The 12,689-nt window shown below is 64.3% G+C and carries 12 protein-coding genes; 8 read left to right on the forward strand and 4 right to left on the reverse strand.

All coding sequences use genetic code 11. The annotated features are described in order from the left end of the window. The first annotated feature begins 6 nt into the window (after positions 1-6). Entirely contained in the window at positions 7-756 is a 750-nt protein-coding gene (locus ABVN20_RS27445; RefSeq protein ID WP_368558934.1) for a hypothetical protein, read from the forward strand. Between the two features lie 236 nt (positions 757-992). Continuing rightward, positions 993-1,778 carry a sulfite exporter TauE/SafE family protein gene (locus ABVN20_RS27450; RefSeq protein WP_368558935.1) on the forward strand — a complete coding sequence of 262 codons (786 nt, stop codon included), beginning with the start codon at positions 993-995 and terminating at the stop codon, positions 1,776-1,778. Here the strand turns inward: ABVN20_RS27450 and ABVN20_RS27455 are convergent. Then, positions 1,775-3,025: an MFS transporter gene (locus tag ABVN20_RS27455; RefSeq protein ID WP_368558936.1), complete on the reverse strand. Its 1,251-nt coding sequence runs from the start codon at positions 3,023-3,025 to the stop codon at positions 1,775-1,777. The genes ABVN20_RS27450 and ABVN20_RS27455 overlap by 4 nt on opposite strands. 250 nt (positions 3,026-3,275) lie before the next feature. On the opposite strand from ABVN20_RS27455, the gene ABVN20_RS27460 reads away from it, so the two are divergent. The 5 genes from ABVN20_RS27460 to ABVN20_RS27480 are packed head-to-tail and all read left to right on the forward strand — an operon-like array spanning position 3,276 to position 7,835. Then, entirely contained in the window at positions 3,276-4,616 is a 1,341-nt protein-coding gene (locus ABVN20_RS27460; RefSeq protein WP_368558937.1) for an epoxide hydrolase family protein, read from the forward strand. 48 nt (positions 4,617-4,664) lie between these two features. Beyond that, the gene (locus ABVN20_RS27465; RefSeq protein ID WP_368558938.1) at positions 4,665-5,735 is read left to right on the forward strand and encodes an alpha/beta fold hydrolase; all 1,071 of its coding nucleotides are present in this window, start codon (positions 4,665-4,667) and stop codon (positions 5,733-5,735) included. 22 nt (positions 5,736-5,757) lie between these two features. After that, complete coding sequence (locus tag ABVN20_RS27470; protein WP_368558939.1) at positions 5,758-6,249, forward strand: cytochrome P460 family protein; 492 nt, start codon at positions 5,758-5,760, stop codon at positions 6,247-6,249. Positions 6,250-6,273: 24 nt separating this feature from the next. Next, positions 6,274-7,050, forward strand: coding sequence for an alpha/beta fold hydrolase (locus ABVN20_RS27475; protein WP_368558940.1), 777 nt, complete (start codon positions 6,274-6,276; stop codon positions 7,048-7,050). A 38-nt stretch (positions 7,051-7,088) separates the two neighbouring features. Beyond that, the gene (locus ABVN20_RS27480; protein WP_368559412.1) at positions 7,089-7,835 is read left to right on the forward strand and encodes a 3-oxoacyl-ACP reductase family protein; all 747 of its coding nucleotides are present in this window, start codon (positions 7,089-7,091) and stop codon (positions 7,833-7,835) included. 51 nt (positions 7,836-7,886) lie between these two features. Here ABVN20_RS27480 and ABVN20_RS27485 read toward each other — a convergent pair whose 3' ends face one another. Then, positions 7,887-9,101 (reverse strand): CynX/NimT family MFS transporter, encoded by a 1,215-nt coding sequence (locus tag ABVN20_RS27485; protein ID WP_368558941.1) that lies wholly within the window; start codon positions 9,099-9,101, stop codon positions 7,887-7,889. A 233-nt stretch (positions 9,102-9,334) separates the two neighbouring features. On the opposite strand from ABVN20_RS27485, the gene ABVN20_RS27490 reads away from it, so the two are divergent. After that, on the forward strand, positions 9,335-10,060 hold the full coding sequence (locus tag ABVN20_RS27490) for a helix-turn-helix transcriptional regulator (RefSeq protein WP_368559413.1): 726 nt from the start codon (positions 9,335-9,337) through the stop codon (positions 10,058-10,060). A 556-nt stretch (positions 10,061-10,616) separates the two neighbouring features. On the opposite strand, the gene ABVN20_RS27495 is transcribed toward ABVN20_RS27490, so the two are convergent. Both ABVN20_RS27495 and ABVN20_RS27500 read right to left on the reverse strand, forming a co-directional pair. Beyond that, on the reverse strand, positions 10,617-12,050 hold the full coding sequence (locus ABVN20_RS27495; protein WP_368558942.1) for a catalase: 1,434 nt from the start codon (positions 12,048-12,050) through the stop codon (positions 10,617-10,619). Between the two features lie 75 nt (positions 12,051-12,125). Beyond that, positions 12,126-12,551 (reverse strand): organic hydroperoxide resistance protein, encoded by a 426-nt coding sequence (locus tag ABVN20_RS27500; RefSeq protein WP_368558943.1) that lies wholly within the window; start codon positions 12,549-12,551, stop codon positions 12,126-12,128. Positions 12,552-12,689: the final 138 nt, after the last annotated feature.

Raw genomic sequence — 12,689 nt, forward strand, 5'->3', positions numbered from 1 at the left:
AGCCCCATGGCCCAAGTTTCACCTTCACGCGTTGTGCCCATCCGCCGCCATTGCCTGCTGCTGGTCGTGCTGTCGATGCTGTTGACCAGCGGATGCAGCCATCAGGACGGCAAAGACCTCATCAGCCAGTTTCGCGAGGGCAGGCCCCAGGAGTTCCTGCAGACCAGCGTCGACCGCATGGCCACCCTGGCGATGCGCGATAACCTCGAAAGCCTCTACCTGCTGATGGGCAAGCTGTACCTGCGCAACCCCCAGGAGTTGAAGAAATCCGGTTTCCTCGATGCGCGCACGGCAGTCAAACAGGTGCGCCTGGCCATCGAACAGCAACAGCCGTTGCCCGCCCTGGGCGGTCGCAAGGACCTGGCGGCGCTGAGTTATGCCATGAGCCCGGAGTTTCTCGGCGACCGGGTCGGTGCGTTCATCTATGCCATCGGCAGCATGCTGGTGACCGCCCACGGCAACCGGCTGGAGTTCTACATGACCGATGCGATCAACCCGACTTTCGTCAACAACGCCGCGCGCAACATCGAAAAAGCCACCTGGATCCTTAGCCAGCGCCAGACCCCCGAAGGCCTGCCGATGCTGTTTTCCAACGAGATCTCGGAAGAGGGCAGCAACCTGAGCTTCGCCACCGAATTCGGCAAGATCGTCGCGCGCCTGGACCTGCTGACCCAGATGCTCGACGAGCGCTACCGCAGGATCGGCCTGAACTACGCACAGAGCCTGTTGTTCCTCAATTTCTTGCCGGTGCAGTGATTACAGGACCCCCACCAAACACCCACCCCTGTGGGAGCGAGCCTGCTCGCGATTTCGGTGTGCCAGTCAAAGTAGATGCGACGGGTACACCCTTATCGCGAGCAGGCTCGCTCCCACAGGGGGGGGAACAGTGGGGTTTCTGGAGATGGAATAAAGATAGATCGCATTGGTATAAGTGGTTATAAGAAAAATCGCTATCCTGCGGGCCAGATTTTTCCTGCTGTGTGGGCGTGTTGATGGAATTCGGTGATTTCGGTCTGGTCGTGGCAGGTCTGGTGGTGGGCTTCATCGTTGGCATGACCGGCGTCGGTGGCGGTTCGTTGATGACCCCGATCCTGTTGTGGTTCGGCGTCAATCCGGCAACTGCGGTGGGTACCGACCTGTTGTACGCGGCAATTACCAAATCCAGCGGCGTGCTGGTGCATCGCAAGAACAAGAACATCGACTGGGCCATCACCGGCTGGCTGACCCTGGGCAGCGTGCCGGCGGTGGCGCTGACGCTGTGGTTCCTGAGCACCCTGCAGACCTCGCCCGACGCGATGAACGCCATCATCAAGCAGGCCCTGGGCTTCGTGCTGTTTGCCACGGCCCTGGCGATTTTCTTCAAGAAGCGCCTGCTCGAATTCGCCCACCGCCGCGCCGGCGGCCAATACAACCCCAGCGGCCCGCGCCTGAACGTGCTGACCGTGGTCACCGGCCTGATCCTCGGCACCATGGTCGCACTGACCTCCATCGGTGCCGGCGCCCTGGGCACGGTGGCGTTGTTCATCCTCTATCCGCTGCTGCCAACCCGCCGCCTGGTGGGCACCGAAATCGCCCACGCCGTGCCGCTGACCCTGGTAGCGGGCCTCGGTCACGCCAGCATGGGCAACATGGATTGGCAGGTGCTGGGCTTCCTGCTGGTCGGATCCCTGCCGGGGATTTACCTGGGCAGCCACCTGACCGGACGCATCTCTGACGAATGGCTGCGCCCGTGCCTGGCCACCATGCTGATGCTGATCGGCTACAAGCTGGCGTTCTAAACCGACCGGGCACCGCGCCAGATCAGCAGCGCCGCCAGCAACTGGCTGCCGGCGAAAAAGCTGAACAGGCCCTGGGCGCTCCAGCGCGCGTCCAGCAGCAGCCCGGCGACGGCCGGCGAAAGAATCCCGCCGATGCGCCCCAGCGCCAGTACCAGGCCGACGCCACTGGTGCGGATCGAGGTGGCGAAGGTCTGTGGCGCCAGGGTGAACAGGCCGGCAATCGCGCCATTGAGCAACAGCCCGGTGCTGAAACCGATGACCATCGCCAATTCCTGGAAGCGGGTGGCCGGCACCATCAACAGCATCAGCAGCGTGTTGCCCAGCACAAACCCCAGCAGCAACCGGTTGCCGCCCAGACGTTGCGACCATAGCCCCATCGACAAGGCGCCGAGCATGCCGCCGATGCTCAGCAGGATCCCGCCCGTGGCCCCTTCCTTCTCGGAAAAACCGTGCTGCACCATCAGCGCCGGGGTCCAGCTCATCACGAAATAGAAACTGAACATGACCAGGAAGAAGGCCAGCGCCAGCGACGTGGTCTGGCGCCATTGGCCGGGGGCGAACAATTGCCCGTAGGCCATGGCGCGCCGGTTCGTCTGCGGGCCGGTCCCTGATGTTTGCGCGTGGCGGCGTGCCTGTTGCAGGGCGAGGAACTCGCGGGATTCGCTCAGCCACACCACGCCCGCCAGGGTCACCACGAAGGTGATCAGGCTGCCGGCCAGGAACACATAGCGCCAACCGGGGCTGGCATTGAACAGGTGCGCGAGCACGCCACCCAGGCTCACGCCAAGGGCAAAGGCCAGCGATTGCAGGGCGATGGCCAGGCCACGTCGTTGGGCGCTGGCGTGTTCATGGGTCAGCACGTTGGCGCCCACCAGCACCGCGCCCAGACCGATGCCGGTCAGGGTGCGCAGCAGCATCAGCGAATAAAGCCCCAGGCTTATGGACGACAGCAGCATGCACAGGCCGCTGAACGCCAGGCCGGTCAGCAGCAGCGGACGCCGCCCGTAGCGGTCCGCCAGGGGCGCGGCGCACAGCGAGCCCACGGCCATGCCCACCAGGCTGGCGCTGAGCAACATCCCCAGGTCGATCCCGCTCAGGTTCCATTGCAGCGAAACGCTGGAACCGGTGAAGGCCATGACCATCGCGTTCAGGCCGTCGACCACGTTGAACAGCATGCACAGGCCGACAATCGTCCAGCGGGTGGGCGCCATCGCCGTCGTTGCATCGTGCTGCGTGCTCACACTCATCCGCTCCATCGCCCCGCGACACTGCCTGCAATTGCGCGCCTGCCGGCGCATTCCGTGCTGCGCACGACAACATCCGCGGGTACCGGCTGGCAAGTGATACTTAGGTATCGACCGACACCTACGTGCAATCGTCCCGAGGGGAGCCGGGTGGTTTTATCAGGCCTGCGTGAGCTGGATCGACCGTTGACCGCGGTCGCGCTCCAGCCATTCGCGCCACGCCTGTAGGCCACTTACTCAAAGGAGATTGATCATGCTTGCAGTTTCGTCCGATTTCACCTGGCGCCGCTACCTGACGTCGTCCGTCAGGCTGCTGGGGTTTGCCCTGCTTGCAGGCAGCAGCGGCGCCTGGGCCGCCAGCAGTGCATCGACGTCGTCGGAAGCCATTCGCCCATACCGCATCCACGTCGATGAAGCGCAACTGACCGACCTGCGCAAACGCATCGCCGACACCCGCTGGCCCGACAAGGAACTGGTCAGTGATACCAGCCAGGGCGTGCAACTGGCCCAGGTGCAGGCGCTGGTGAAGTACTGGGGCAGCGATTACGACTGGCGCAAGGCCGAGGCCAGGCTCAATGCCTTGCCCGAGTTCATCACCACCATCGACGGCGTCGACATCCAGTTCATCCACGTGCGCTCGCGCAACCCCAACGCCATGCCGCTGATCCTCACGCATGGCTGGCCGGGCTCGCAATTCGAGTTCCTCAAGACCATCGGTCCGCTGACCGACCCGACCGCTTACGGCGGGCGCATCGAAGACTCCTTCGACGTGGTGATCCCGTCGATCCCCGGCCATGGTTTCTCCGGCAAACCCACTGAGCTCGGCTGGAATCCGGACCGGGTAGCGAAGGCCTGGGACGTGTTGATGAAACGCCTGGGCTACAGCCATTACGTGTCCCAGGGCGGTGACCATGGTTCGGTGGTGTCCGACGCCCTGGGTCGCCTGGCCCCGCCGGGCTTGCTGGGGATTCACCTGAACATGCCGGCGACCATTCCGCCGGAGCTGGTCAAGCCGATCTTCGGCGGGGATCCGGCGCCGGCCGGGCTGACCGAGCCTGAGCGCAATGCCTTCAATTCGCTGAGCACCTTCTTCGGGCGCAACGCGGCCTACGGCGCGATGATGGTCACCAGGCCGCAGACCATCGGTTACCTGCTGGCGGATTCTCCAGCGGGCACGGCGGCATGGATGTACGAAAAAATCGCCGCCTGGAGCGACAGCGACGGCAAGCCCGAGCGCGTGCTGGGTCGCGACGACATCCTCGACGACATCAGCCTGTACTGGCTGACCAATTCCGGGGCCTCGTCGTCGCGGTTCTATTGGGAAAACAACAACAATAACTTCAGTGCCGAAGCGCAGAAGACCGCCACGATCAAGGTCCCGGTGGCGATCACCGTGTTCCCCCACGAAATCTACCGCGCCCCGAAAAGCTGGGCACAGCGCGCCTATCCAAGCCTTTCCTACTTCAAGGAAGTCAGCAAGGGCGGCCACTTCGCCTCCTGGGAACAGCCGCAGTTGTTCAGTGAAGAACTGCGCGAAGCGTTCCGGCCGTTGCGTAGCGAAGCGAACAAAACCGTGGCCAAGACCGCGCCGTAATTCACCCATGTTGCGACGGCCAGGGGGTCGTCGCACCGGAGACCTGGCATGAACATCACGATCAATCCGCAAGCGGTTCCCCGTCACCTGCGCTTCTTTGCCTGCACGGCGCTGGCAGTGGCCTTCCTGCAACTCGGCGCCCTGGGCATGGTCTCGTCGCAAGCCCGCGCCGCCGATGTCCCGGCGAGCACTGTCGGCACGCTGACGCCCGGCGCCCATACGTCCCTCGGCGCGCTCAAGCATGTGAAGGCCGGGCTGCTGGATGTCGCCTACGCCGAAATGGGCCCGGCCGATGGCCCGGTGGTCATCCTGCTGCATGGCTGGCCCTACGATATCCACAGCTACGCCGACGTGGCGCCAGCCCTGGCCGAGAAGGGCTATCGGGTGCTGGTGCCTTATGCGCGGGGTTATGGCGACACGCTGTTCCTCTCGGCCAAGACCGTGCGCAACGGCCAGCCTGCGGCGCTGGCCAGGGACGTCATCGACTTCATGGACGCGCTGCACATCCAGCAGGCAGTGTTCGGTGGTTATGACTGGGGCGCGCGCACCGCCGACATCGTCGCCGCCCTGTGGCCGGAGCGGGTCAAGGCGCTGGTGGCGGTCAGTGGTTACCTGATCGGCAGCCAGGAAGCCGGCAAGGCACCGTTGCCGCCCGCCGCCGAGTTGCAGTGGTGGTACCAGTTCTACTTCGCCACCGAGCGCGGTCGCCTCGGTTACCAGAAGAACACCCACGACTTCGCCAAGCTGATCTGGAAACTGGCCTCGCCCAAGTGGGACTTCGACGACGCCACCTACGACCGCAGTGCCGCTGCCCTGCAAAACCCCGATCACGTCGCCGTGTCGATCTTCAACTACCGCTGGCGTCTGGGCCTGATCAAGGGCGAGGCGCGCTATGACGCGCTGGAGAAAAAACTGGCGCAGGCCCCGTCCATCAGCGTGCCGACCATCACCATGGAAGGCGACGCCAACGGTGCCCCGCATCCACCCGCCGAGGCTTACGCCAAGCGCTTCACCGGCAAGTACGAGCATCGCCTGATCGACGGCGGCATTGGCCACAACCTGCCGCAGGAGGCGCCGCAAGCCTTCGCCCAGGCGGTTATCGACGCCGACCATCTGTGATCGGCCACACGGGAGAATTCACATGAGACTGACCTTTCTCGCCGCCGTGGCCTCGGCGGCGCTGGCGACCACTGGCGTCGCCCTCGGCGACAGCAGCGACGCGTCACCGATCTACGGCGTGAAGCTGCCCGAGGGGTATCGCCAATGGCAGTTCATCGCCCCGGCGGTCGAAGCCCCGCCGCTGGATGAACTGCGCGTGGTGGTGGGCAATGACAAGGCGATCAAGGCCTACCAGGCCAAAACGCTGCCGTTTCCTGACGGCACGGTGCTGGTGAAGCTGGCCTGGAAGCGCGTGCAATCGACGGAATTCGAGCCGGCCTCGATCCCGGGTGCGGCGACCACCGTCCAGGTGATGGTCAAGGACTCGAAGAAATACGCCGCCACCGGCGGCTGGGGATTCGGTCGTTTCATCAACGGCAAACCGGCTGATGAAGCCCAGCACCAGACCTGTTTCGCCTGCCATCAGGCGCGCGTGCAGAACCATGACTACGTCTTCACCCGATTGGCTTTCTAATCCCTTCATTGCAGGAGTTCATCCATGAAAAAAGTCATGAGCCTGCTGGCGATCACCGCCAGCCTGGTCGCCGGCAGCGCCTTCGCCCAGCCGGAAAAACCCACGGTGGTGCTGGTGCACGGCGCCTTCGCCGATGCGTCGAGCTGGAACGGTGTAGTGAAAATCCTCGAGCAGGATGGCTACACCGTGGTCGCCGCGGCCAACCCGCTGCGCAGTGTGAAAAGCGACGGGGCGGCGGTCTCGGCGTTGCTGTCGAGCATCAAGGCCCCGGTGGTGCTGGTCGGCCACTCCTACGGCGGTAACGTCATCAGCGCCGCGGCCAACGGCCATCCGGGTGTGAAGGCGCTGGTCTACGTCAGTGCCTTTGCCCCTGAGGCCGGTGAAACCGTGGCCGGACTGGCCGGCAAGTTCCCCGGCAGCACGCTGGGCCCGACCCTGGCCGCACCCGTTGCCCTGGCGGGTGGCGGTAAGGATTTGTACATCCAGCAGGACAAGTTCCACGACCAGTTCGCCGCTGACGTGCCGGCACCCGAGGCGGCGCTGATGGCGGCGACCCAGCGTCCGGTCACGGATGCAGCGCTGAACGAGAAGGCCGGGACCCCGGCGTGGAAGAAGGTGTCGTCGTGGTTCATCTACGGCGACCAGGACAAGAACATCCCGCCGCAGGCCATGGCGTTCATGGCCAAGCGTGCCGGGGCCAAAGGCGTAGAGGTGGTCAGCGGCGCGTCCCACGTGGTGATGGTGTCCAACCCTGAGCCGGTGGCCCGGCTGATTGAAAAAGCCGCATCCGCGTCCCTGTAACCCGTTATCTCTCTTTGAGAAAGGTTTTGAACATGTCTATTCCTACACAACGCTTCACTGGCAAAACCGCGCTGGTCACCGGCGGGTCCCGTGGCATCGGCGCCGCCATCGTTCGTCGCCTGGCCAGGGAGGGCGCCGCCGTCGCCTTCACCTATTCGGCCTCCGATGAAAAAGCTCAGGCCCTGGTTGCCAGTATCGAGGGCGAGGGCGGTACCGCCTTGGCCATCAAGGCCAACAGCAAATTCGCCGAAGACATCGAGCACGCGGTCAACTTCACCGTGCAGAAGTTCGGTGCGCTGAACATTCTGGTGAACAACGCCGGTATCCTCGCGCTGGGTACGGTCGATGACTTCACGGTCGAGGCGCTGGACGAGCTGTACGCGGTCAACGTGCGCGCCACCTACATTGCCGCCCGGGCCTGTGCCAAGGTCATGCAGCGTGGTGACCGGATCATTGCGATTGGCAGTGTCGCCGGCGAGCGTTCCGGTTTCCCGGGCTCCAGTGGCTACTGCATGAGTAAGGCGGCAATGATCGGCCTGGTCCGGGGCCTGGCCCAGGATTTCGCTGCGCGGGGTATCACGGTCAATAACATTCAGCCCGGCCCGACCGCGACCGACATGAACCCGGCCGACGCACCTTATCTGGAGCACGTCATCAGTCGCGTGCCACTGGGGCGACTGGGACGTGCCGACGAGATCGCCGGCATGGCCGCCTACCTGGCCAGCGAGGAGGCGTCGTTCGTCACCGGCGCGAGCCTGACGGTCGATGGCGGTTACCTGGCCTGATCAAGCGGGGTTCGACGCCGTTGCGTGCAGTGCGCAACGGCGTCGAGCGTTTCAGGCAACGGACATTTGAGCGGTGTGTTCCGTCGTCGGCTTGAGCAGCGGGGTGATGCACAACATCACCAGCAGCACCGCGAACAGCAGCGTGTAGGCCGGGCCGAAATGGCCGCTGTAGTCGCGCAAGGCACCGAACAGCAGTGGGCCGAGCGCAGCCACCAGGTAACCGATGAACAACATGAACACCGTCCACAAACCGGCTTGTTCGGCGTTGGCGGCGTTATCCAGCGGCAAGGTCATGGCCACGGTAAAACCCATGCCTAGGCCGATGGCCGCCAGTACCACATACAAGATCGGCCAGGCATGCGGGAAGAAGGCCATGCCGGCGACGCCCAGTGTCGCCAGCAGGGTCGAGCCCCCCAGCAGGCCCCGGCGATCATGCGCCTTGCCGGGAATCAGGCCGGCGCAGACGCTGGCCACGGCGAACACCGCGGTGAAGGTGCCGAGCAGGGTGCCCGCCGACCAACTGGACACGGCAGCTTCGGTGGCGGCCGGGGCCATCCAGGCGAACAGGGCGTAGACCACGAACTGCCCGGCCCCGAAGTTCAGCGCCACCCACCAGGCCTGCGGGGTGCGCCAGGGCAGGCGGACGCTCAGGGATGGGCGTGCTTGCGCGGCGGTGGCGGGTGTGGCGAAGGTCCGCGTCATCCAGATCCAGCTCGCCACGGCGGTCAGGCACAGCAGGCTCCACGCGCCGGCGCTGATGCGCCAGCTCTGGGTCAGTTCGGCCAGCGGGGCGCTGAACAGGGCGGCGAGGGTGGCGCCGACGCTGAGGCCGGCGGCATAGATGCCCATGAACAACGCGGCGCGGTGCGGGAAGTGGGTCTTGATCCAGCCGCCGGTCATCGCCCCGGCGATGGCGATGCCGACGCTGGCGGCAAAGGTGCTGGCCAGCAGGAAAAACGCGTTGGGCGACAACGCCCGCAGCAGCGTGGCAACGCCGAGCAGCAGCAAGGCCACCACCACGCAACGGTCGATGCCGAAGCGCCGGGCCAGGTTCGGCACCATCAGGGCGAAGACGCCCATGCACACATCGGGGATGGACGTTAGCAGCGCGGCCTGGGTGTAGCTCAAGTGGAAGTGCTGCTGGATCAGCAACAGGATCGGCCCCACCGAGATGATCGCGGGGCGCAGGGCGATGGACAGCACCAGCAGGCCGATCACGGCGGCGATGCTGTGTTTGTGGTCCGGAGGATTTTGCGTGTTTGCCATGGGGGGTGGCCTCGTTGGAATGAACGAGGATTAGGCTAACCATGGCGGGAAGGTGGCATATGCCATGATTTATCGCGAAAGTGACAAGCAGTGAATGGCCGTGTTTTGATGGTTCACGACATACGATCTGAGACTCTGAGCCGGTGAAACGAGCAGACCGAACCGTTGCCGAGCGCGCAACCCGCGCCCCGCGCAGCGAGGATTACCTGGATTACCAGGACGTGCCACGGTTGATGACCGTGCTGGTGCGCGACCAGGACACCGGCCAGTACAACGAGCCGCACAGCCATCGGCACGGGCAATTGCTGTATGCCGCCAGCGGCGTGATGCGGGTGGCGACGCCGACCGGGTTGTGGGTCTTGCCGCCCAGGCGGGCGTTGTGGATTCCCCCGCAGATCGTCCACGACCAGCGCATGCTCAGCCCGGTGCAGATGCGCTCGGTCTACATCGAGCCTGAGGCCGCAAGGCGTTTCGGTGACAGCTGCAAGGTGGTGGAGATCTCGCCGTTGCTGCGCGAGTTGATCCTGGCCCTGGCGGATCAGTCGATCGAATACCCCGAGGAGGGGCGCAATGCCCATGTCGTGGCGTTGATTCTCAGTGAACTCGAGCGTGCGCGGACGTTGCCGTTGCAGATTCCCTGGCCGCAGGATCGGCGGCTGGTGACGGTGTGCACGGCGATCCTGGAAAGCCCCGAGCAGGCCCATTCGGTGGACTACTGGGCGGACCGGGTGGGCGCCAGTTCACGCACGTTGATCCGGCTGTTCCAGCAGGAAACCGGGTTGAATTTCCGCCACTGGGTGCAGCAGGTCCGCTTGGCCACCGCCATCGACCGCCTCGACCAGGGCCACCCCATCGGCCACATCGCCCGCGCCCTGGGCTACGACAGCCAAAGCGCCTTCAGCGCCATGTTCCGCCGCCTGATGGGCGAATCCCCCCGAGAATTCATGGCCCGCGGTTGATCTGTAGGAGCGAGCTTGCTCGCGATAGCGCCGGGTCAGGCGATGTAAAGGTGACTGACCCAACGCCATCGCGAGCAGGCTCGCTCCCACAGGATTTGTGTGTGTGTGACATTTTGCAGGCACACCCCCAATCCCCACTGTGGGAGCGAGCCTGCTCGCGATAGCGCCGGATCAGGCGATGTAAAGGTGACTGACCCAATGCAATCGCGAGCAGGCTCGCTCCCACAGGATTTTTGTGTGTGTCACATTTTGCGTGCACACCACCAATCCCCCTGTGGGAGTGGGCTTGCTCGCGATTGGGCCGGGTCAGGCGATGCAAAGGTGACTGACCCAATGCCATCGCGAGCAGGTTCGCTCCTACAGGATTTGTGTGTGTCAAATTTTGCAGGCACACCCCCAATCCCCCCTGTGGGAGCGGGCTTGCTCGCGATTGGGCCGGGTCAGGCGATGCAAGGGGGACTGACACTACGCCATCGCGAGCAGGCTCGCTCCCACAGGATTTTTGTGTGGCCAGGTTTTGCAGGCACACCAACAAAAGGTTATTGCCTGCGCAACATCAACCCAACATTTCAATCGCCCGCGCCACACCCGCGCCATACGCCGAGTCGGCCTGGGTGCAGTTATCAATATGGCGCTGCTTGACCTGCACCGAGGCGCCCTGGATGGCGCGGGCGGTGTTGTCGAACAGCACCTGTTGCTGCGCCGGGCTCATCAGGCGGAACAGGGCGCCGGGTTGGGAGAAGTAGTCGTCGTCTTCACGGTGGTTCCAGTGATCGGCGCTACCGTTCAAGGCCAGGGGCGGTTCGCGGAGGTCCGGTTGCTCAGCCCATTCGCCGTAGCTGTTGGGTTCGTAACCGAGGGTACTGCCGGCATTGCTGTTGACGCGCATCTGCCCGTCGCGGTGGTAGCTGTTGACCGGGCAGCGCGCCGCGTTCACCGGGATCTGGTGATGGTTGACCCCGACGCGATACCGCTGGGCATCGCCATAGGAGAACAACCGCGCCTGCAACATTTTGTCCGGCGAGAAGCTGATGCCCGGCACCACGTTGGCCGGGTTGAACGCCGCCTGTTCAACGTCGGCGAAATAGTTCTCGGGATTGCGGTTGAGCTCCAGCACGCCCACTTCCATCAACGGATAGTCGGCATGGGGCCAGACTTTGGTCAGGTCGAACGGGTTGATCGGGTAGGTGGCGGCGTCGAGCTCGGGCATCACCTGCACGAACAGTTTCCAGCGCGGAAAGTCGCCTTTCTCGATGCTGTCATACAGGTCACGCTGCGCGCTCTCGCGGTCGGCGGCGATCACCGCACCGGCCTCGGCGTCAGTGAGGTTGGCGATGCCTTGTTCGGTTTTCCAGGTGAACTTGACCCAGGAGCGCTGGTTGTCCGGACTGATGAAGCTGAACGTGTGGCTGCCGAACCCGTGCATGTGCCGGTGGGACTGCGGCAGGCCACGGTCGCTCATGACGATGGTGACCTGGTGCAGGGCTTCGGGCAGCAATGTCCAGAAATCCCAGTTGGTGTTGGCGCTGCGCATGTTGGTGCGCGGATCGCGCTTGACCGCGTGGTTGAGGTCGGGGAACTTCAACGGGTCGCGCAGGAAGAACACCGGCGTGTTGTTGCCCACCAGGTCCCAGTTGCCTTGTTCGGTGTAGAACTTGATGGCAAACCCGCGGATGTCGCGCTCGGCATCCGCCGCGCCACGTTCGCCAGCGACGGTGGAAAACCGGATGAAAATATCGGTGGTCTTGCCCACCTGGGAAAACAGTTTTGCCTTGGTGTAGCGGGTGATGTCGTGGGTCACGGTAAAGGTGCCGTGGGCACCCGAACCCTTGGCGTGCATGCGTCGTTCGGGAATGACTTCGCGATCGAAATGCGCGAGCTTCTCCAGCAGCCAGACGTCCTGCAACAGCATCGGGCCCCGAGGGCCCGCAGTCTGTACATTGTTGTTATCGACCACCGGTGCGCCGGCGGCGGTTGTCAGCTTGTTCATCTTCAGCTCCTCACGGTTATGGGGCGGTACCGGGCCCCCGGTTCAGGCGGCCCGGCTCGAACGGCTTCGAACCACTCAGACTAGCGTGATCTGCACGGCAATGTTGTTGCGCGACAGCTTCGAGTACGGGCAGGTCTCATGCGCGGCATCCACCAGGGCCTGGGCCGACTCGCGCTCCACACCCGGCACGCTGACGTTCAGGCGTGCTTGCAGGAAATAAGCGCCCTCGGCGGAGCACAGGTCCACCTGCGCGTCGATGGCCACCGGCTGGGGCAGGTTGATGCTCATGCGGCGTGCCGCCAGACGCAGAGCGCCTTCGAAGCACGCTGACCAGCCGGCGGCGAACAGTTGCTCCGGGTTGGTGCCGGCGCCCGACGAGCCAGGGCTGGACAGATTGATCTCGAGGCGTCCGTCATTGCTGCGAGCATGACCGTCGCGGCCACCGGTGGTGTGGACGTTGGCGGTGTAGAGCACATTCTCGGGTGCGGTCGGAGCAGGCATGGCGTTTTCCTTTTTTTGGAGGTTTGATGAAACTTCATCTCACCAAAACGCCTGGAGCGCGCTCAATTGCACGAAGGTGTTAGTGGACCTTGCCGAGATGCCTGGCGCCGACGGCACAGCCGCCACTGCATTGATGCC

Source organism: Pseudomonas sp. MYb118 (assembly GCF_040947875.1).
Lineage (GTDB): Bacteria > Pseudomonadota > Gammaproteobacteria > Pseudomonadales > Pseudomonadaceae > Aquipseudomonas.

What these genes read in the sequence shown, in the direction of transcription:
- ABVN20_RS27445 (WP_368558934.1), top strand. Translation starts at nt 7, where the DNA reads ATGGCCCAAGTTTCACCTTCACGCGTTGTGCCCATCCGCCGCCATTGC.
- ABVN20_RS27460 (WP_368558937.1), top strand. Translation starts at nt 3,276, where the DNA reads ATGCTTGCAGTTTCGTCCGATTTCACCTGGCGCCGCTACCTGACGTCG.
- ABVN20_RS27455 (WP_368558936.1), bottom strand. Translation starts at nt 3,025, where the DNA reads ATGAGTGTGAGCACGCAGCACGATGCAACGACGGCGATGGCGCCCACC.
- ABVN20_RS27490 (WP_368559413.1), top strand. Translation starts at nt 9,335, where the DNA reads ATGACCGTGCTGGTGCGCGACCAGGACACCGGCCAGTACAACGAGCCG.
- ABVN20_RS27475 (WP_368558940.1), top strand. Translation starts at nt 6,274, where the DNA reads ATGAAAAAAGTCATGAGCCTGCTGGCGATCACCGCCAGCCTGGTCGCC.
- ABVN20_RS27500 (WP_368558943.1), bottom strand. Translation starts at nt 12,551, where the DNA reads ATGCCTGCTCCGACCGCACCCGAGAATGTGCTCTACACCGCCAACGTC.
- ABVN20_RS27485 (WP_368558941.1), bottom strand. Translation starts at nt 9,101, where the DNA reads ATGGCAAACACGCAAAATCCTCCGGACCACAAACACAGCATCGCCGCC.
- ABVN20_RS27495 (WP_368558942.1), bottom strand. Translation starts at nt 12,050, where the DNA reads ATGAACAAGCTGACAACCGCCGCCGGCGCACCGGTGGTCGATAACAAC.
- ABVN20_RS27470 (WP_368558939.1), top strand. Translation starts at nt 5,758, where the DNA reads ATGAGACTGACCTTTCTCGCCGCCGTGGCCTCGGCGGCGCTGGCGACC.
- ABVN20_RS27465 (WP_368558938.1), top strand. Translation starts at nt 4,665, where the DNA reads ATGAACATCACGATCAATCCGCAAGCGGTTCCCCGTCACCTGCGCTTC.
- ABVN20_RS27450 (WP_368558935.1), top strand. Translation starts at nt 993, where the DNA reads ATGGAATTCGGTGATTTCGGTCTGGTCGTGGCAGGTCTGGTGGTGGGC.